This window comes from Pleomorphomonas carboxyditropha (assembly GCF_002770725.1).
GTDB lineage: Bacteria > Pseudomonadota > Alphaproteobacteria > Rhizobiales > Pleomorphomonadaceae > Pleomorphomonas > Pleomorphomonas carboxyditropha.
The window spans coordinates 42,172-61,451 of the sequence record NZ_NQVN01000004.1; the positions used below are offsets into that span (position 1 = coordinate 42,172).

General features: G+C 64.1%; 20 protein-coding genes. 6 read left to right on the forward strand and 14 right to left on the reverse strand.

Annotation, left to right across the window (positions count from 1 at the left end; all coding sequences use genetic code 11):
• Nucleotides 1–174: 174 nt before the first annotated feature.
• From CJ014_RS09050 to CJ014_RS09060, 3 genes are all read left to right on the forward strand, one after another.
• A complete protein-coding gene (locus CJ014_RS09050; protein WP_100080157.1) occupies nucleotides 175–585 on the forward strand; it encodes a cyclophilin-like fold protein in 411 nt (136 codons plus the stop codon).
• Nucleotides 586–756: 171 nt separating this feature from the next.
• The gene (locus CJ014_RS09055) at nucleotides 757–1,860 is read left to right on the forward strand and encodes an alpha/beta hydrolase (protein ID WP_100080158.1); all 1,104 of its coding nucleotides are present in this window, start codon (nucleotides 757–759) and stop codon (nucleotides 1,858–1,860) included.
• Between the two features lie 167 nt (nucleotides 1,861–2,027).
• On the forward strand, nucleotides 2,028–3,245 hold the full coding sequence (locus CJ014_RS09060; RefSeq protein WP_100080159.1) for an arabinose transporter: 1,218 nt from the start codon (nucleotides 2,028–2,030) through the stop codon (nucleotides 3,243–3,245).
• 12 nt (nucleotides 3,246–3,257) lie between these two features.
• Here the strand turns inward: CJ014_RS09060 and CJ014_RS09065 are convergent, their stop codons facing one another.
• The 4 genes from CJ014_RS09065 to CJ014_RS09080 form a co-directional block, all read right to left on the reverse strand.
• Nucleotides 3,258–4,151, reverse strand: a complete 894-nt coding sequence (locus CJ014_RS09065; RefSeq protein WP_100080160.1) for a LysR family transcriptional regulator — start codon at nucleotides 4,149–4,151, stop codon at nucleotides 3,258–3,260.
• A gap of 71 nt (nucleotides 4,152–4,222) precedes the next feature.
• Nucleotides 4,223–4,522: a superoxide dismutase gene (locus CJ014_RS09070; protein ID WP_100080161.1), complete on the reverse strand. Its 300-nt coding sequence runs from the start codon at nucleotides 4,520–4,522 to the stop codon at nucleotides 4,223–4,225.
• An 89-nt stretch (nucleotides 4,523–4,611) separates the two neighbouring features.
• Nucleotides 4,612–5,160, reverse strand: a complete 549-nt coding sequence (locus CJ014_RS09075; protein WP_100080162.1) for an NAD(P)H-dependent oxidoreductase — start codon at nucleotides 5,158–5,160, stop codon at nucleotides 4,612–4,614.
• Nucleotides 5,161–5,193: 33 nt separating this feature from the next.
• Nucleotides 5,194–6,351, reverse strand: a complete 1,158-nt coding sequence (locus CJ014_RS09080) for an iron-containing alcohol dehydrogenase (RefSeq protein ID WP_100080163.1) — start codon at nucleotides 6,349–6,351, stop codon at nucleotides 5,194–5,196.
• A 140-nt stretch (nucleotides 6,352–6,491) separates the two neighbouring features.
• On the opposite strand from CJ014_RS09080, the gene CJ014_RS09085 reads away from it, so the two are divergent.
• Nucleotides 6,492–7,445 carry a LysR family transcriptional regulator gene (locus CJ014_RS09085; RefSeq protein WP_100080164.1) on the forward strand — a complete coding sequence of 318 codons (954 nt, stop codon included), beginning with the start codon at nucleotides 6,492–6,494 and terminating at the stop codon, nucleotides 7,443–7,445.
• Between the two features lie 36 nt (nucleotides 7,446–7,481).
• Here the strand turns inward: CJ014_RS09085 and CJ014_RS09090 are convergent, their stop codons facing one another.
• Both CJ014_RS09090 and CJ014_RS09095 read right to left on the reverse strand, forming a co-directional pair.
• Nucleotides 7,482–8,498, reverse strand: a complete 1,017-nt coding sequence (locus CJ014_RS09090) for a zinc-dependent alcohol dehydrogenase family protein (protein ID WP_100080165.1) — start codon at nucleotides 8,496–8,498, stop codon at nucleotides 7,482–7,484.
• A 17-nt stretch (nucleotides 8,499–8,515) separates the two neighbouring features.
• Nucleotides 8,516–8,983: a cyclophilin-like fold protein gene (locus CJ014_RS09095; protein WP_245427215.1), complete on the reverse strand. Its 468-nt coding sequence runs from the start codon at nucleotides 8,981–8,983 to the stop codon at nucleotides 8,516–8,518.
• Nucleotides 8,984–9,602: 619 nt separating this feature from the next.
• Here CJ014_RS09095 and CJ014_RS09100 point away from each other — a divergent pair.
• Together CJ014_RS09100 and CJ014_RS09105 are read left to right on the forward strand one after the other, a co-directional pair.
• Nucleotides 9,603–10,331 (forward strand): dihydrofolate reductase family protein, encoded by a 729-nt coding sequence (locus CJ014_RS09100; protein WP_100080167.1) that lies wholly within the window; start codon nucleotides 9,603–9,605, stop codon nucleotides 10,329–10,331.
• A 163-nt stretch (nucleotides 10,332–10,494) separates the two neighbouring features.
• A complete protein-coding gene (locus CJ014_RS09105) occupies nucleotides 10,495–11,472 on the forward strand; it encodes a LysR family transcriptional regulator (RefSeq protein ID WP_100080168.1) in 978 nt (325 codons plus the stop codon).
• Here the strand turns inward: CJ014_RS09105 and CJ014_RS09110 are convergent.
• From CJ014_RS09110 to trbE, 8 genes are all read right to left on the reverse strand, one after another.
• On the reverse strand, nucleotides 11,405–11,644 hold the full coding sequence (locus tag CJ014_RS09110) for a DUF2274 domain-containing protein (RefSeq protein ID WP_100080169.1): 240 nt from the start codon (nucleotides 11,642–11,644) through the stop codon (nucleotides 11,405–11,407). The two genes, CJ014_RS09105 and CJ014_RS09110, sit on opposite strands and share 68 nt — an antisense overlap.
• 2 nt (nucleotides 11,645–11,646) lie before the next feature.
• Nucleotides 11,647–12,831, reverse strand: a complete 1,185-nt coding sequence (locus tag CJ014_RS09115) for a TraB/TrbI/VirB10 family type IV secretion system protein (protein ID WP_100080170.1) — start codon at nucleotides 12,829–12,831, stop codon at nucleotides 11,647–11,649.
• Nucleotides 12,831–13,871 carry a P-type conjugative transfer protein TrbG gene (trbG, locus tag CJ014_RS09120; protein ID WP_100080171.1) on the reverse strand — a complete coding sequence of 347 codons (1,041 nt, stop codon included), beginning with the start codon at nucleotides 13,869–13,871 and terminating at the stop codon, nucleotides 12,831–12,833. The genes CJ014_RS09115 and trbG overlap by 1 nt, the downstream gene beginning before the upstream one ends.
• A 71-nt stretch (nucleotides 13,872–13,942) precedes the next feature.
• A complete protein-coding gene (gene trbF, locus CJ014_RS09125; RefSeq protein ID WP_100080172.1) occupies nucleotides 13,943–14,632 on the reverse strand; it encodes a conjugal transfer protein TrbF in 690 nt (229 codons plus the stop codon).
• Complete coding sequence (gene trbL, locus CJ014_RS09130; protein WP_100080173.1) at nucleotides 14,629–15,768, reverse strand: P-type conjugative transfer protein TrbL; 1,140 nt, start codon at nucleotides 15,766–15,768, stop codon at nucleotides 14,629–14,631. Before trbL ends, trbF begins: the two co-directional genes overlap by 4 nt.
• 3 nt (nucleotides 15,769–15,771) lie before the next feature.
• Nucleotides 15,772–16,059, reverse strand: a complete 288-nt coding sequence (gene trbK-alt, locus CJ014_RS09135) for a putative entry exclusion protein TrbK-alt (protein WP_100080174.1) — start codon at nucleotides 16,057–16,059, stop codon at nucleotides 15,772–15,774.
• Nucleotides 16,060–16,080: 21 nt separating this feature from the next.
• Nucleotides 16,081–16,842, reverse strand: coding sequence for a P-type conjugative transfer protein TrbJ (gene trbJ, locus CJ014_RS09140; protein WP_100080175.1), 762 nt, complete (start codon nucleotides 16,840–16,842; stop codon nucleotides 16,081–16,083).
• Nucleotides 16,839–19,277: a conjugal transfer protein TrbE gene (trbE, locus tag CJ014_RS09145; protein WP_100080176.1), complete on the reverse strand. Its 2,439-nt coding sequence runs from the start codon at nucleotides 19,275–19,277 to the stop codon at nucleotides 16,839–16,841. The genes trbJ and trbE overlap by 4 nt, the downstream gene beginning before the upstream one ends.
• Nucleotides 19,278–19,280 lie beyond the last annotated feature (3 nt).

Below are 19,280 nucleotides of genomic sequence, written 5' to 3' on the forward strand. Positions count from 1 at the left end.
CATATATGCGCCGCGCATCCCGCGGCGAAGCTTCGAAGCCGTCAAGTTCGCGACACTGACCTGGATCGACCGGCTCAACAATCGCCCGGCTGTGGCCCTTTGCAGGCGCCGGCGGAGCGAAAGTCTTTTGGCCTCCAAGCTCCTTTCACCACGCTCACTTTAGGTGAACGCCATATGCGGTACACGTCTCTCCTCGCAGCCGGTCTCACCCTTGTGCTGACAGGACCTGCAACAGCCCAAGAGCGCATCCAGATTTCGTCAGACTGGGGATGGATCACCGCCACGCTGGTCGACAACACCGCGACACGTCGCTTGGTCGAGATGCTGCCGATCACGATCGCGATGCGGGATCATCTGCGTCAGGAGAAGACCGGTGATCTTCCCGCAGCTCTTCCGGAAGCCCCGAGACAACGCGCGTTCAGGGCTGGGACGCTCGGGCTTTGGGGACCGGATCATTTCGTCATCTATTACCGGAACGGGCGTGTCCCTCCGCCCGGCATCGTGATCCTCGGCCATGTGACTGGCGATGTGTCGATTTTCGATCGCCCCGGCCCGATAGCCATTCGGATCGAACGTGCGAACTGAGCGCCGCTCAAGCCTCAGCCAGGCGACGTTATGCGCTTCGCGAGCTGGTCCAGCATCTCCGGATTAATGAATCGACCTCATCACTTCAATCAAAGTTGGCCGCCTAGTCGATGAGCCCCGCGTCGAATAAAATGAGTAAATCAACGTATTATACGGAAAGGATATGCTGCCATGATCGAGCAGAATGAGATTGTCAATACAGTCAAATTCCAGGATGTGCCCGACGCTGGTCGTCGCAATCTGCTCAAGATGGCAGGTGTTGGCGCCGCTGCGTTGAGTGCCGCCTCCGTCGCCGGCGCACCCGCTGTCGCGCAATCCAATAACGAGTGGGACAAGACCTTCCCCAAGAGCGAGAACGTCAATCACCAGAAGGTCAGCTTCCGGAACCGCTATGGCATTACATTGTCGGGCGATCTGTACCTGCCGAAGAACCGTGCCGACCAGCGGCTGCCGGCGCTCGCCATCGCCGGTCCATTTGGCGCGGTGAAGGAGCAGTCTGCGGGCCTCTACGCGCAGACCATGGCCGAGCGCGGCTATGTCGCGGTCGCGTTCGATCCGTCCTATGTCGGAGAAAGCGGCGGAGAGCCCCGCAGTGTCGCTTCTCCCGACATCAATACCGAGGATTTCAGCGCCGCTGTCGACTATCTCGGCCTGCACGCTTCCGTCGACCGGGATCGGATCGGCATCATCGGCATTTGCGGCTTTGCCGGCATGGCATTGAACGCCGTCGCCGTGGACAAGCGCGTCAAGGCCGTCGCGACCACCTCCATGTACGACATGTCGCGCGTCATGGCGCGGGGCTATTATGACGCGCTCACTCCCGAAGAGCGCACGCAGTCGTTCAAGCAGATGAGCCAGCAGCGATGGGCTGATGCCGAAAGCGGAACGCCCAAGCTGGCAGGCGGGCTGCCCGAAACCTTGGACGGCGTCGACAATCCCGTCATCCGGATGTACTTCGACTATTACAAGACACCTCGCGGCTTCCACGCGCGCTCGGTGAACTCGACGACAGGCTGGACCGTGACAAATCCGCTGTCGTTCATGAACATGCCGCTCCTGACCTACATCAAGGAAATATCGCCGCGGCCGGTGCTGCTGATCGCCGGCGAGAATGCCCACTCGCGTTACTTCAGCGAGGACGCCTACAAGGCGGCGGCAGAGCCGAAGGAGCTGATGATCATCCCGGGCGTCGACCATGTCGCTCTGTACGACCGCCTGGATGTGATTCCGTTCGACAAGCTCAAGTCGTTCTTCGACCAGCATCTCAGCGCATAAGCGAGGCAGCTTCATCTCGCTGGCGATTGGTTTGTTAGTGTCTCAGGGGAGCCCAGATATTGTCGGGGCTCCCCGTTTGGTACTGTCTTGACACGGTTTCGGCACCGCCCTCGATGGCAACCGAGCGTGCCGACGGCTCGGCCTCCAAGCAATGAAGGCACTCCACAATGACATCGGCGGTTCCTCGGGAGGGCTCGAAACCTTCGCTTGCGGTTTCTCTCCTGCCGATGGCGTCGGTGGTCTTCATCCTCTTCTTCGTGATCGGCATGGCGATGCCGGTTTTGCCGCTCCATGTTGATGGGCGGCTGGGCCTGCCTGCGTTCGTGGTTGGACTGGTCGCGGGCAGCCAGTTCATCGCTTCCCTGGCATCGCGTCTCTGGGCGGGACGATTTGCGGATGCACGCGGCGGCAAGCCGGCGATCGTCATCGGCTGTATCGTCGCTGCGGCCGCGGGCCTGCTCTATCTCTCTTCCCTGCTTTTCGTGTCGGTTCCTGCTCTTTCGGCTGCGATCCTGATCCTTGGCCGCGGTGTGCTCGGCGCCGCGGAGAGCTTGGTCATCACCGGTGCGCTCGCATGGGGGCTGGCTCTCGGTGGGCCGGCGAACGCCGGCAAGGTGATTGCCTGGATGGGAATGCCGATGTTCGCGGCCTTTGCCCTCGGCGCCCCATTCGGCTCCCTGCTCTATGATCGAAGCGGTTTCGCCGCCGTCGCGCTCGCGACGATGATCGCCCCGCTCGCCGCGGTCCTGTGCGTCACGCCATTTGCGGGGGCCGCGCCACTTCCCGGTCAGCGGCCGAGCATGCGTGCCGTGCTCAGCTTCGTGCATGTTCCCGGCTTGGCACTGGCGCTCGGCAGCATGGGGTTCGGCTCGATCACCATCTTCATCGCATTGCTTTTTACCGAGCGGCACTGGAACGCGGCCTGGGCCGCGTTCACGATCTTCAGCGTCGCCTTCATCCTGGCGAGAGTGCTGTTCGGCCATCTGCCCGACCGGGTGGGAGGCGCCAAAGTCGCCCTGGCAAGTCTCGTGATCATCGCATCCGGTCAGGTCTCGATCTGGATCGCGCCATCGCCGCTGCTGGCCTTCGTCGGATCAGGGCTCACGGGTTTCGGTCATTCCCTGCTCTATCCGGCACTCGGCGTGGAGGCGGTGCACCGAACACCCCCTGAAAGCCGGGCGGCGGCGATGGGAACCTATACCGCCTTTCTCGACCTGGCGCTCGGCATCGCCGGACCTGCGCTTGGGTTGATCGCCGGCTGCATTGGGATCCGAGATGTGTTTCTCGTCACGGCGATAATGGTGATGGCCTCGGCCATGGTGACGCTGAAGCTCTTGCCGAACGGCATAGCCGATTTGCTGCGTCGGTTGCTGGCCAGATCCTGAGCTTTCGGCGCCTTACTCGCGGTGTCGCAATGCCTCGACCAGTGCGACGAAGGCGGGCGAAGACTGGCGCCGGCTCGGATAATAGAGATAGTAGCCGTCCCAGTACGGACACCAGCTTTCGAGAACTCGCCTTAGGCGCCCTGCTGCAAGATGGGGTTGCGCGATTTCCTCGGGCACATAGGCGACGCCGAGGCCCGCAAGCGCAGCATCCAGCGCATGAAAAATGTTGTTGAAGGTAAGCTGACCGTCGACACGAATCTTGATCTCGCGCCCCTTCTCCTCGAACTCCCAGGCCCAGAGCCCGCCCGACGTGGGAAAGCGATAGTTTATGCAGGTGTGGTGCATGAGGTCTTGTGGGCTCGTCGGCTCGGCATGCTCCGCAAAGTAGGATTCCGCACCGACAACGGCGAAACGAAAATCCGGACCGATGCGCGCGGAAATCATATCCTTCGCAAGCTGCTCGCCCATACGAACGCCGGCGTCATAGCGCTCGGTGACGATATCCGTGAGACCGTTGTCGAGCAGGAGCTCGACCTTGATGTCAGGATAGTTTGGAAGAAACTTTTGCAGCTTCGGCCACAAGACGCTGCTGATCGCATAGTCGGCCGCGGTAATCCGGATGGTGCCCGCAGGCTTTTCCCTGAGATCGTTCAGAGCGTCGACCTGCGCCTCGATCTCATCGAAATGCGAAGCTATGCCGGCAAGCAGCCGCTCGCCGGCTTCAGTCAGCGAGACGGCGCGCGTCGTGCGGGTGAGCAGCCGGACGCCGAGCTGTGCCTCGAGCTGACGGATCGTGTGGCTCAGAGCTGATTGTGAGACTCCCATCTTTGCCGCAGCTTTGGTGAAGCCGCCCTCACGAGCGACTGCCAAAAACACAAGCAGGTCCTTGATGTTCTCGCGCGCCACCCATGAATCCTTCTCATGCTCGCATGCAAATTATAGCTTCCAGTCCAAGCCATCGATAGTGGCGTAGCTTGTCACTGACGCGATGGAGCGAACAGCATTTCCCAGTTCAGAAAGGGACCGAGCGGGATGATGTCCCAATCGATGAGGCCCGCTTTGGCCAGCGGGAATTCGGCCAGGGCTTCGCGCGCGGCTTCCACCGACTCGCATTCGGCGATGATAGCGACACCGGGACGGTCTTGCCGGAAATAGATGTCGCGCACGACGGTGCTTTTGTAGAGCAGCCAGGCATGACGCACTTCATCGAGCAGATGCGGCTGGTACTTTTCAAGGCTGGCACCCGGCTGGGGGATGTCGAGGCAAAGCAGTTTCATGGATCTTGCTCCTGGCTGCCACAAGTGGTTCATGAGCGCTGACCGCCTAGTGACGGCGCCAACGCTCAGAACCTGGTGGTGTGTTAGGTTTACGCATCCACAGGCGCGGCGAGTGGCATAACCAGCTTCTCGACAAAGGCGCGGCGGAAGGCTGCGAGAGTTTCTTCGCTGACGCCCATGGCGTTATAGAAAGCCAGAGGCGGCAGGTATTTCATTCCGACGTAGTAGGCGCTCGCCTTCATCGGCGTCAGGACCTCGTCCACCGTGCTCTGGATCAAGCCTGTGGCGGAGTAGGTCTGCTCGGTCGCCCCCGCGGAGACGACCACCTGCATCTCCTTGCCCTTCAGTGCCGTTCCCTCGGGGCCAAACGCCCAGCCGTAAGACCACACCTGATTCAGATAGGCCTTGAGCATCGGCGTCAGGTTGAACCAATGGATCGGGAACAGGTAGACGATGCGGTCCGCATTGTCGTGCGCTCGCTGTTCTGCCGCCACGTCAAAGCCATTCAGGCGGCCGCCGTACAACGACTCGAGGTTGCGCACGGCGACGCCGGCGGTCTTCTCGGCCGTCCTCTGCAAGTCCTTGATGACTTTGGATTGATCGGGATAGGGATGAGACACGATGACGAGGGTTTTCATTGCTCTGTCCTTAATCGGCGTGCGTGGGTCGCATCAAAGGCTGGCTTCAAGAACCGTTCGGCTGACCTCCAGCGTCACGTCCTGACGCTCGCCGAGCCGGGTCATGCCGTGCAGGCCCAACTGCTCGACCAATCCGTCGATTGCCTCAGCCTGGATGCCATAGTCGGAAAGGCGGGTCTTGACGCCGAGGTCTTCGAAGAAGGCGCGGGTCTTCTCGATGGCGAGATCGATCCTTTCGTCCTCGCTGTCCGCCGTGATGTGCCACACGCGTTCGGCGTACTGCAGCAGCTTTGCCCTCTTGCCGTCCCGACGGGCGTCGAGCATCGACGGCAACAGAATGGCCAGAGTCTGCGCGTGATCGAGGCCATGGAGCACCGTGAGCTCGTGCCCCACCAGATGGGTGGCCCAGTCCTGCGGCACGCCGGCTCCGATCAGGCCATTGAGCGCCATCGTGGCCGCCCACATCATGTTGGCGCGTGACTGGTAGTCCGGGGGTTGGCTGACCACCGTCGGACCGATCTCGATCAAGGTCTGCAACAGCCCTTCGGCGAAACGATCCTGGACCCGCGCGTCAACGGGATAGGTCAGGTATTGCTCGACGACATGGGTGAAGGCATCGACCACGCCGTTGGCGAGCTGGCGCGCCGGGACGGTAAAGGTCTTGCTCGGGTCCAGGATGGAAAACTGCGGGAACACATGAGGCGATGCGAAGAGGGCCTTGGTCTGCGTCGCCTTGCGCGTCACCACAGCGTTGAAGTTCATTTCGGAGCCGGTCGCCGACAAGGTCAGCACCGCGCCGAACGGCAGCGCGTCGCGGACGGCGCCACCGACGGTCTCAAGGATCTGCCACGAGTCGCCCACGAATTTCGCGGCGGCCGCGACGAACTTCGTGCCGTCGATGACGGAGCCGCCGCCCACCGCCAGGAGGTAATCGATGTTGTGAAAGCGGACCTGCTCGACCGCCTGCGTGAGCGTCTCGAAGCTGGGGTTCGGTTCGATGCCGCCGAATTCGTAGTGGGCGCGATCGCCCAACGCCTTGCGTACCTCGGCCAGGGTGCCGGTGCGCTCCGCGCTCTGACCACCGTAGAGGATCAGGACGCGCGCATCACCGGGGATCAGTTCGTCGAGCGCCGGAACGGTGTCCTTGCCGAAGACGATGCGGGTCGGGTTATGAAATTGGAAATTGAGCATTTGCGAGCCATTCGAGCATTGCGATGGCTGCAATTTATGCGGAGCTATTCATGAACAGAATGAGCCATGCGGTTTATGATTACATAACTTCGAGTTGAGAGTAGACTCTCCTCCAGAAGCAGGGCACCGGATCTCAAGCCATGAATTCGACGCAGCGCGTTCGCGCCATCCTTTCGTTCGTGCAGGCGGCGGACGCCGGCAGTTTCGCCGGCGCCGGGCGCGCTTTGGACATTTCGTCGGCGGCGGTTAGCAAGAACATCGCCGGGTTGGAGAAAGCGCTCGGCGTGCGGTTGATGAACCGCACGACGCGCACGTTGAACCTGACCGAGGAAGGAGAGGCGTTCCTTCGTCAAGCCCGCATTGCCCTCGAAGCTCTGGATCTGGCGGCCGAGGCCGCAATTGCGCATCGCGCGGCGCCCGCAGGACGGGTCCGAATCTCGACGAGCGTCGGTTTCGGCCGGGAGCAACTGGTGCCGGCCCTCCCGGGACTCCTCGAGAAATACCCTGGCCTGGCGGTCGAAGTGGACTTCGATGATCGCATCATCGATCTGGTCCACGATCGCTATGATCTGGCGTTGAGAGGCGGCCGCATTGCCGACTCGTCACTGGTCTCGCGAACGATCTGCCACATGAACATGGTTCTGATCGCGTCGCCGGCCTACCTCTCTCGGTATGACGTGCCGCGAAAGCCCGACGATCTCGCCCGACACCGATTGCTCACGCGACGTTTTCTGGGCGGTCGTGTCTTGCCTTGGAATTTCAGGGCCGAAGACGGGAGCGTGACCACTCTCAATACCGACGCTTCTGTCATGACCCTATCATCTCCGGAAGCGCTCGCCCAGGCAGCGCTGGCGGGCGCAGGCATTGCCGAGGTGGGCGTCCATCACGCCTGGAAACACTTGGTCGACGGCCGGCTGAAGGTTCTGTTGCTGGATGCCCACCACCCCGGCAGTTTCGAGATGACGTTGCAATACCCCCATCGCGCCTTGGTCGCGCCCCGCGTGCGCGTGACGGTGGACTATCTGCTCCAGGCGTTCGCGAAACTGGAGGAGTTGCATGTGCCGCTTTCCGCGTTGAAGCAACATGAAGCCTGACGGCCGCGCCGGGAGCGGCGCGACCGCCCGGCCGCTTCACACGTGGAGCAACGTCTTGATCGCGCGCCGTTCGTCCATCGCACGATAGCCTTCGGCGACGTCGGTCAACGGGAGGGCGAGATCGAAAACCCTTCCAGGATTGATCGTCCGGTTCAGCACCAGATCGATCAGATCAGGAAGGAATCGGCGCACCGGCGCCGGTCCGCCCAGCAGGCTCTTTTGGGCGAAGAACAGACCTTGACCGTCGATCTGGACCCCGTGCGGAACGCCGACGAAGCCGATGGAGCCGCCGGGACGGGCGCAATTCATCGCCTGCGTCATGGACTCCTGCGTACCGACGCATTCGAGGACCGAGTCGGCACCGACGCCATCGGTCAGTTCCTTGACGCGCGCAACCCCTTCGTCGCCCCGCTCCGACACGATGTGCGTTGCCCCGAACTCAAGCGCGAGATCTTGGCGCGTCTTGTGACGGCTCATGGCGATGACGCGCTCCGCCCCCATATGCCTCGCAGCAAGAACCCCCATGAGCCCAACCGCGCCATCTCCGACCACGACGGCGGTGCTGCCTGGCTGCACGCGGGCCGCGTCGGCGGCGTACCAACCGGTGCCAAGCACGTCGGACGCGGCCAGCAGGCTCGGGATCAGATCGTCCGAAGGCATGGCCGAGGTCGCAACCAGCGTGCCGTCGGCGAGCGGCACGCGCAAAACCGGCGCCTGAGCTCGGCTCATGAACTCGCGCTGCTCGCAGGACGATTGAAAGCCGAAGCGGCAATGCGGGCAGGTATTGTCCGAAATACAAAACGAGCCGACCACGAACTGTCCCGGCTTCACGGTCCTGACGGCGCGTCCCACCTCCACGACCACGCCGCAATACTCGTGACCCATGTGCATCGGCGCATCGACCGGCTGGAGGCCGCGGTAGGGCCAGAGATCGGAGCCGCAGATGCAGGATGCCGAAAGCTTGATGATGGCATCGGTCGCCTCAACGATTTCTGGTTCAGCGACGGCCTCGCAGCGGATGTCGCCTGGACCGTAAAGCACTGTTCCGAGCATGGGATTATCCTTCGGGTCTATGGAAGGCGCGTGATCCGCGCGGCGAACCGTCCGTCGCGCAGTAGCGGCGCGATGTCGCCGTCGAACCGGCCAAGGCGGATCACGTCGTTCGAGTAGCGATAGTTGCCGTAGTAGAAGATGATGTTGCCCCAGGGCGCGTAATAGGCGAGGTCGCCGATGGCTTCGTTGGCAAACGGGCCGCTGCCTTCGGTGGTCAACTTGCGCGGCAGGTAGGCGATTTTCTCGATTGATGCGTAATCCTCGAACGTCAGATCCAGCGGCAGCATGGCCGCGAAGTCCCGGGCGCTCGGGTTGTCGGCGAGCGTCGCGGTCAACCGTGCCCCGCCAATGTCGATTGCGATTCTCATGGCCGACCTCGACTGATCCGCTGTCTCTGCCCGAACGATCGACGAAACGAACGCGCCACCAAGGACGGCGGCAACAGCGGCGCGGCGCGTCATACCGTTGTCCAAGGCATTGACCATGGGCGAGTTCAAAGGAAGTGGGCTCTCAGCTCTACGCATCGCATCATCAACCGGGAAGAAGAGGGGCGGTGTGACTGATCCCGCCGGCATGCAAACACAAAGGCTTCGCGTCTCGGATGCGGATTGGAAAGCCCGTGAATTTCTAGGCGGCAAGGCGCTCCATTATGACAGGCGCCACGGCCGGAACTAGGTAGGGAAATGAGATTGACGCCATGAGCCGGATTCATGAATTCTCGCCAACATGCTCATGCAGATGCCACTATAACGTGCCGGCTGCTTCCAGTCGTGGACGCCCATAATTTCTGAAGTCCGATGGCTTGGCATCGAGTGGCCTCTTCCTGCGAGGCGACGAGATCAAACCTTGTGGTCGGCTCTGCTCTTGATGACCGCTTGTTCGGCGCGCTGACCGCACAAGGCATCGCTCAGCCCTCACTTACGGCCGTCGCGCGACACTGAAGGGGTTAGTCGACGTTCCTCATTGATGAGAGCGTTTCATGACCTCAAGCATGATTTCCGGCCTAATCATGTCAGCGCCGGAGCAATATACAGAGGCAGATCCGACGCGCTTCGCCGCAGCGGGCTCGGTGCGTTTCATTACTCAATCTTGGAATGCTCCCTGATGCGCCCCTTCATCGTCTGCCATATGGGCACCTCCATCGACGGTCGCCTCCATCCCAGCAGGTTTACCCCGGCGGCCGAGGGTATCTCCGTCAAGGTGTTACGCAGCCACTATGAAGAGGTGGCGGGACACTTCAACGCAGAGGGATGGATCGTCGGCCGCAAGACCATGGCCGAGATGGCCAAGGGTCTCCAGCGAGCCATCGACAACGCCCCGACCGTGGCGCGCCAACCTCACGTCGCCAACCGAAACGGAAGGGACCTTGCTGTTGCCATAGACCCCTCGGGACGTGTCCACTATGGCCAGGACAATATCGGCGGCGACCACATCGTCGCGGTGCTGGGGGAGCAGGTCCCGGACGACTATCTGGCCGAACTGCGCGAAGACGGCGTCTCCTATATTTTCGCCGGCCCGAAAGGCGACGATCTCCCCGGAGCCATGGACCAACTTGCCAACGTGTTCGGGGTGAAGAGGCTGCTGCTCGAGGGCGGCGGCCGGATCAACGGCGCCTTTCTCAAGCATCGCCTGATCGACGAGTTCAGTACGCTGATCTTTCCCGCTGTCGATGGCCTCGCCGGAGCGTCAAGCATCGTCGACTATGACGGAGCGGAGGGCGAGCGCCCTGGCGCCGGTAAGGCGCTACGGCTGATCGGATGCGAGATTCTCGAAGGTGGGATGGTCTGGCTGCGCCACGCCGTCGAGGATGCGCCAAGCGCGGAGGCGCGGTGATGATGGACCTTGGCGACATCGTCAACTAAGCAGGCTGAGGCTGGACATGAATTATCCTTTCCGGCTCAGAGCAGGGCCGTCGAATATAGCGGGCTGTCCTCAACTTGCGCCGATGTCCGCGACCGAGATGAGCGCCGACATCCGCGCTCGCTGATCGCTGCAGATGGCGAAGCGTTCCAGCTCTATAGAGCTTCGCCATCTGCGCTATTTCGTTGCCGCAGCAGAATATGGCAGTTTCCGCAAGGCGGGAGACTCCATGGAGATACAGAAGTCCGCGATCAGCCGAAGCATTCGCGATCTCGAAGACTATCTAGGCGCTTCTTTGTTCCAACGATACAATGGCGGTGTCCGTCTGACGCTGGCAGGGCAGCGCTTTCTTCAGCGAGCGCGTATAGCTCTTAGGCAGATCGATGAAGGCGCCAAGGATGTCGCAGCAATTGGCCGCTCCCACGAAGGCTGCATAAAGGTTGGCATTCTCTCGTCGCTGGCCTCAGGCTTCCTGTTCGAGCTGCTACGGGCTTACGACAAAGCCCATCCGAGCATTCTGATGGAGTTGATGGATGGCAGCCCCGCAGAACATGCCGCGGCTGTTCGGCAATTCCAGCTCGACGTCGCCTTCATAATCGGCACGGCGGAGTGGAGTGACTGCCAGACCGAATACCTATGGTCGGAGCGGATCTTTGCGGTCCTGCCAAGCGATCATCGGCTGACGGCAAAAGCAGAGCTTGGCTGGCATGATCTCGCTGGCGAGAGCTTTATTGTTAGCGATGCGGCGCCCGGCCCCGCAGTCCACGATTATCTTGTGCAGCGGCTTGCCGCTCTCGGTCGCCACCCGGAGATCCATGTCCAATTGGTCGGACGGGATGATCTATTGTCAATGGTGGCCATGGGACGCGGCCTCACCCTCACGAGCGAAGCAGCAACAGGGGCACAGATGCCAGGGGTCGCCTACCGCCCCATTCTCAATGAGGTACTATCGTTCAGCGCGATATGGTCGCCTAGGAACGACAATCCTGCGTGCCGTCGACTGCTGAGCCTCGCCCGTTCTATGGCGCGATCGGGAACCGCTTCTCTCAATTTTCCGATCTCGACGGTGTCACAGTTCGCCTCGCCTTTGCGAAGAACCGATCCGTCGCAATGAATCGCTCCAGCATCGGAACGATGAGACGCATGGGATCGGTCGGCGCGTGGTTGTTTTCGCGGGCGAGAATTTCGGCGTAGGCGATCAGATCGCGATGGAGGCTGGCAGGCAGTTCCACTGTCACCTTCACTGGTTTGTCGTCAGCAATCGGGCCGAGCTTCAACTTCGCCATGGCTATCCCCGGTATGATTCGAGCACGAGATCGCGGGTGACGATGACGCGCACCGGGAAGCCGGGCCGGATGGTCAGCGTCGGCGCGATCTGTAGCTGGCGGCGGACGATCTGCTGGCCGGCGTCGTTGATAGTGTCCTGGCCGCCGTCGCGGATGGCCCGGATCAGCCGGTCGTCGTCATCCGTGGCCAGCTCGGCGCCAACGCTGAGCAGCGTCGACAGGCCGGCGGCCTTGGCGAGATCCCACCAGTGATAGTCGACGCCATCCTCGAGCCCGGCATAGCCTTGGGGATCGGCGCCGGGCTGGCGCTCGAGCACGATCGAGCGGCCGTTGGGGAAGATCAGACGGTTCCAGACCAAGAGCACCCGGCGCTGGCCGAAGCCGACGTTGTTGTCGTACTGGCCGATGATGCGGGTGCCTTGGGGCACGAGCAGGAAGCGGCCGGTCGGGCTGTCATAGATGCTCTCGGTGACCTGGGCGGTGACCTGCCCCGGCAGGTCGGAGCGGATGCCGGTGATCAGCGCCGCCGGGATGACGGCGCCGGCCTGAAGCACGTAGGGCGACGCCGGCGCCATGACGCGATCGGCGGCGACGGTGCGGCGGTCGACGCCGGCATTGAGGAAGGCCACCTCCCGGTCCTGCGCGCCGGATGCGCCGGCCAAGCCTAGGCTGCCGGGGTCCCTTGCCGTCGGGCCGGCAGACGATCCGACGCCGGCAGCGGTTCTTGCCTCGGCCTGGAAGAAGACGCGGCTGGTGCGGGCGGCTTCCTGCTCGGCGAGCCGGCGCTGTTCGGCCGGATCGACGGTGGTGGGCTGCACGGTCGGCGGCACGACCGGCTGGCCGCGGTTCTGCGCCGCCACGATCGGCCGGCCGAGATCGCCGGGCAGCGCCGGGCCGAGGACCGGGCCGGTATAGTCGCGCGGCAGACCGGCAAGCCCGTCGGCGGTCACCCGGTTATCGGTGGAATAGAGCTCCTCGCCGCCGGGGCCGCGATCGCGGGTCTGCAAGGCGTAGATCAGCGCACCACCGATGCCGAGCGAGGCGACCAGGCCGAGCCCGGTGAGCACCTTGCGCGACAGGCGGGTGACGCGCGGTGGCTCGGCGCGCAGCCGCATGGAGGTGGCGGATTCCGAGGCGGAGGCGGACAGTGGCTCATCCACGGCTTCGCTCCTGTCACTGCCGCTCATCACGACTGCCCTCCTTCCGGCTTTCCTGGGGTCGATCCCGGCTGCCGGCCATCGGTTCGCACGATCCGGACGGTCTGCTGGCGGTCGCCGCCACCGAGGCGCAGCTCGGCGGCACCGAACAGGCGGTCGACGATCAGGACGTTCTGGTAAATGCGGCTGTTGACGATCTGCGCCTCGCCGTCCGGGCCGATGACGAACAACGGCGGCATCTCGCCCTGTGCGATGCCGCGCGGGAACTCCAGATAAACGCGCCTGCCGTCGTCGTAGACGGAGACCGGCCGCCAGGGCGGCGTGTCGCCGGTGAGGCCATAGCGATAGTTCCGGGCCGAGATGACCGGAATGACCGGCGTCGCCGGCACGCCCGGACGTTGCGAGGCCGGCAACTGCGGATAAGCCCAGGCGACCGACGGCATGTAGGGTTTCTCGCCGGATCGCAGCTCGAGCATGTAGGTGCGGCGGTCGGTAGTCACGACGAGGTTGGTCGAGATGTCCGGCCGGGTCGGCTTGACCAGCACGTGGACGCGGCGCGTGACGCCAGAACCGCTCTCGGTGTCGCCGATTATCCAGCGGGCGGTGTCGCCGGCGGCGATCGGCCCGGCGCCGGTCAGGCCCTCGCCCGGCTCGAGGGCGATGTCGGTGATCTGGCCGGGCGCTGCATAGACCTGGTAGAGGGCGCCCTCGCTCCACGGATAGACCTGGATGGCGTTGTAGTAGCCCTCGCGGCGCGGCTCGACGCGGGCGGCGGCGTTGGCGTTCTCGACCCGCGCCGCCGGCGTACCGGCAGCCACCCCGCCGCGTGCCGGCGTCCAGACCGGTGGCACGTGCAGCGGCTTCGGCCGCTCGTCGACGGTGCCAGCCGGCACGGCCGGCAACGGCGGCACGTCGGCGTCATAGCTGATCTGCGGCGGCTTCTGCGCTGTGGCGCAGCCGGCGAGCAGGGCAGCGGAAACGAGCAGAAGCGTGATGCCGCATTTACGGAAAGCCGAGGATACGCCAGCGCAGCAAACCGGAGACACGTGAGTGCGACAAGCCGGGAACATGGAAAGTCGCCCACACGGAGACGCGGAACCAAGGCCAGTCGGGCTTGTGGCTTTCAGGATCGTCGGCCGGTTCATTGTCCCAACTCCCGCGACCAGGCGATGGCGTTGACGTAAATTCCCAACGGATTGGCCTTGAGCCGTTCGGCGTCGCGCGGCGGCTGAACGACGATGGTCAGGATGGCGGTCCAGCGTTCGGTGGTGGAGAGCTGACCGTTGTCGTAGCGACGCTCGGTCCAGGCGACGCGGAAGCTGTCGGGCGAGGCACGGATGACCGATGACACCTCGACGGCAACCTGCTGCCTGCCGACTTTGGCAAACGGATCGTTGGCGCGAGCGTAGTCGTTGAGCGCGGCGGCGCCGCGGTCGGTGGTCCAGTCGTAGGCCCGGAGCCAGTTCTGGCGGACGATGATCGGATCGGCCGGGATGCTGCGCACCTCCTCGATGAACCGCGCCAGATGCCAGGCCACCTGCGGGTCGGTCGGCCGGTAGTCGGCAACGGCGGTGGCAACGGTTCGCGCCTCGCCGAGACGATCGACTTCCACCACCCAGGGCACGACGGTGCCGCGCGCCGACTGCCAGACCAGACCGCCGGCAAGCCCGGCCGCCAGGATTAGCGAGCCGAAGGCCATCAGCCGCCAGTTCTTCGCCTGGATACGGGCCGTGCCGATACGCTCGTCCCAGACCTGCGCCGCTTTCTGGTAGGGCGTGACGGGTTCCGGCGTCTTGCCGTAGTGGGTGGAGGCGCGCTTGAAGAGGCTCATGAGCGGTCGCTTTCGGAGAGGTTGACGGAGGCGCCGCCACCGTGACTGTCGCCCGAGCGCATGGCGTGCGCGGCGGCGGTAGCGCCGTGGCTCATCGTCTGGCCATGTTTCATGCGTTGCGCCCAGGCCGGCGGAGAATCCGGTGCGGAAGGCGATGCGGTTCCCCCTGCGGAAGCCGTGTTCCCAGCACCGGTCCCGCCGCCGACGGTGCTGCCCAGGGTGGAAGCGCCGGTCGTCGTGAAGCTGCTCTTGGCGGCCAGCATGGCGCCGCCACCGGCTGCGAGCGCCACGCCGCCGACGGCAAGGCCGGTACCGACGGCCGCGCCGGCGCCGAGCTGCGGCCCGCCGGAGACGAGGCCGTTGGCGATGCCGGGGCCGAAGATGCCGAGTCCGACCAGCGACAGGGCGGCCAGCACAATCGCCATGGCGTCGTCGATGGTCGGCGCCGTGTCGCCGAAGCCGGCGGTAAACTCGGAGAACAGCGTCGAGCCGATGCCGATGACGACGGCCAGCACCAGCACCTTGATGCCCGAGGAGACGACGTTGCCGAGCACCCGCTCGGCCATGAAGGCGGTCTTGCCGAACAGCCCGAACGGGATGAGCACGAAGCCGGCCAGCGTCGTCAGCTTGAATTCAAGCAATGTCACGAAGAGCTGGACGGCGAGGATGAAGAAGGCGAGCAGCACCAGCGCCCAGGCGAATAGCAGGCTGGCGATCTGGATGAAGTTCTCGAAGAAGCTGACCCAGCCCATCAGATCGGAGATGGACTCGAGTAGCGGCCGGCCGGCGTCGAGGCCGGTCTGCGCCACCTTGCCCGGCCGCATCAGGTCGGCAACGGTGAAGCCGGTGCCGGAGCCCTTGAGGCCGAGGCCGGCGAAGCTCTCGAAGACGATGCGGGCCAGGTTGTTCCAGTTGCCGATGAGGTAGGCGAAGACGCCGACGAACAGCGTCTTCTTGACGAGGCGCGCCATGAGATCGTCATCCGCGCCCCAGGACCAGAACAGGGCAGCGAGCGTCACATCGATGACGATCAGCGTCGAGGCGATGAAGGCGACCTCGCCGCCGAGCAGGCCGAAGCCGCTGTCGATGTAGCGGGTGAACACGCCGAGGAACTGGTCGATGACGCCGGTGCCCATGGATCACCGCCCTTCGCCGGGGGACGGAGAGACGCGCGCCGTGGTGCGGCCGAGGAACCTGTCTCGCGTCTCCGCCCAGACACGCAGGCAGTCGGCATCGCCGGCGGCGGCCTCGCCCATCTGCTGGCAACGACGTTGATCTTCGCGCAGGGGATCGCGCGACGGCGTGACCACGAGCGCCGGCCGGGGTGCCGGAGCTTCTTCCTTGCGCGTCATCTCGATCGCCGTCGCGGTGATGGCGACCGCGACAAAGACGATTGCGCCCAGTTGGGCCAACGTCTTGCCATCCATAACGATGCTCCCTTCCGGCTCTCAGTTGCCGCTGTTGAACATCTGCGCGTTGCCGGGCTGATAGCCGCTGCCCGGTCTCAGGAAGCGCTGGCGCTGCACACGGCCCTGTTCGGCGGCGGCGGCGCGTTCGGCCGCCGTCAGCGCGTCGGCCCGGCCGTTGGCGGCGACGAGCGCGGTCAGGTCGGAAAGCTGCTGCGCCTGCAGGGCGAGGAGCTGGTTGCCAGCCTGCGCGGCTTGCAGGGCGCCGGTCGCACCCTGGCTCTGGCCGACCAACTCCGCCGTCTGCGTGCGATTGGTATCGATGTTGCCGACGACGCCGGCCTGAACCCGCATGGCGTCCTGCAAGCCGCCGACGGTGTTCTGCCAGCGGCTTCGTGCGTCCGCGACGAGTTGCTGGTCGGTCGCAGTCAGGGGGATATTGCCGTACTGGCTCTGGAACGCCTGATCGATCTGCTGCACGTCGAAGGCGATGCGCTGCGCCTGTTGCAGAAGCTGCTGGGTGCGCTGGACGGACTGCTGAAGCTGCTGCAACGAGGAATAAGGCAGGCTCGCCAGGTTCCGCGCCTGATTGATGAGCATCTGCGCTTCGTTTTGCAGGCTCGTGATCTGGTTGTTGATCTGCTCGAGCGCCCGGGCCGCCTGAAGGACGTTCTGGACATAGTTGGTCGGGTCATAGACGAGCCAGGCGGCGGCGGCCGTCGGCGCCAGCAAGGGCGAAAAGGCGATGGGAAGCGAGAGGAACGATGCGGCGACGAGTGCCGCGCGAGAGCGACGGATCATCATCGCTTGCTCTCCAGGTTGGTGAGATCGGGGATCAGGTCGGCCGCCCAATCGACGCTCCGCGCGCGGAGCCAGGCCGCGAGAAAGCCATTGCGACCGTCCTCGGCGTGAATGCGGGCGATGAGGGACTGGTCGGATTTGGCCGAAGCGGCGGTCAGCGCGAGCCCGATTTCGTTGAGGCCAAGTTCGAACAGGCGGTTACCTCTTCGGCTCTGGCAGTAATAATCACGCTTCGGCATCGCCCGGGCGATCAGTTCGATCTGCCGGTCGTTGAGGCCGAAGCGCCGGTAAATGGCGGTGATTTGCGGCTCGATCGCCCGTTCGTTCGGCAGCAACAGCCGGGTGGGACAGCTCTCGATGATCGCCGGCGCGATGGCACTGCCGTCGATGTCGCTGAGCGACTGGGTGGCAAAGACGACGGAGGCATTCCGCTTCCTGAGCGTCTTCAGCCATTCGCGGATCTGGCCGGCAAAGCCATCGTCGTCGAGCGCCAGCCAACCCTCGTCGACGATCAGCAGCGTCGGCCGGCCATCGAGCCGGTCGCCGATGCGATGGAACAGGTAGGAGAGCACGGCAGGAGCGGCGCCAGTACCGATCAGGCCCTCGGTCTCGAACGCCTGGACGGAGGCTTGCCCGAGATGCTCGGTCTCGGCATCGAGCAACCGGCCATAGGGACCGCCGACACAATAGGGCCTGAGCGCTTGCTTGAGATTGTGCAACTGGAGCAGCACGACAAGACCGGTGAGGGTGCGCTCCTCGACCGGCGCCGAGGCGAGCGAGGTGAGCGCCGACCACAGGTGCTCCTTGACCTCCGGCGTGATGGCGATGCCCTCGCGCGTCAGGATGGCGACGATCCAGTCGGCGGCCCAGGCGCGTTCCGGCGTCTCGTGGATGCGGGCGAGCGGCTGAAGCGAAACCGAGGACTCGACGCCCTCGGTCAGGTCGCCGCCGAGGTCGTGCCAGTCGCCGCCCATGGCCAGCGTCGCCGCCCGGATCGAGCCGCCGAAATCGAAAGCGAAGACCTGGCTGCGATCATAGCGGCGAAACTGTAGCGCCATCAGCGCCAGCAACACGCTCTTGCCCGCGCCAGTCGGCCCGACCACCAGTGTATGGCCGACGTCGCCGACATGCAGGGCGAGGCGGAACGGAGTCGAACCTTCGGTCTTGCCATAGAGCAGCGGCGGCGCCTCGAAGTGCTCGTCGCTGTCGGGACCGGCCCACACCGCGCTCAAGGGAATCATGTGAGCGAGATTGAGCGTCGAAATCGGCGGCTGGCGGACGTTGGCGTAGACGTGGCCCGGCAGCGAGCCGAGCCAGGCGTCGACGGCATTGACGGTTTCCGGCATCGCCGTGAAATCACGACCCTGGATGATCTTCTCGGCGAGGCGCAGCTTCTCGTCGGCGAATCGGGCATCTTGGTCCCAGACGGTGACGGTGGCGGTCACATAGGCCATGCCGGCGAAGTCGGCGCCAAGCTCCTGCAGGGCTAAATCTGCATCGGCCGCCTTGTTGGCGGCGTCGGTGTCGACCAGCACCGATTGCTCATTGGTCATCACTTCCTTGATGATCGCGCCGATGCTCTTGCGCTTGGCGAACCACTGCCGCCTGATCTTCGTCAGCAGCCTGGTGGCATCGGTCTTGTCGAGCAGGATGGCACGTGTGCTCCACCGATACGGGAACGCCAGGCGGTTCAGGTCGTCGAGGATTCCCGGCGTGGTCGCCGTGGGGAAGCCAACGATGGTAAGGATGCGCAGATGCGCGTTGCCAAGACGCGGTTCCAGTCCGCCGACGAGGGGTTGGTCGGCGAGCAGCGCGTCCAAATACATCGGTGTTTCCGGGACACGAACTCGATGGCGCTTGGTCGAGATCGTCGCATGCAGATAGGTCAGCGTCCCGGCGTCATCGAGCCAGGTGCATTCAGGCATAAACCCATCGAGCAGCGCCAACACCCGGTCGGTGCGATCGGTGAAGCCGTTTAGGATTTCGCGGGCGTCGACACCGGACTGCTCGCGGCCCTCATAGAGCCAGCTTTCCGCACGCGCCACATCCTCGGCGGGCGGCAGGTAGAGGAAGGTCAGATAATAGCTCGACTCGAAATGCGTGCCGGCTTCCTCGAAGTCAGCCTTGCGCTCGGCATCGACCAGCGCCGAGGCCGGATCGGGAAAGCGGCTGTTTGGATAGGTCGCGGCCTCGTATCTCTGGGCCTCGACGAAGAGGCTCCAGCCCGATCCGAGCCGCCGAACGGCGTTGTTGATGCGGCCGGCGACGGCGACCAGCTCGGCCGCGACTGCGCTGTCGAGATCGGGGCCGCGGAAACGCGCCGTGCGCTGGAACGAACCGTCCTTATTTAGAACCACGCCTTCGCCGACCAATGCCGCCCAGGGCAGGAAGTCAGCGAGACGGGCGGCTGTTCGGCGATACTCAGCAAGACTCATCATGGT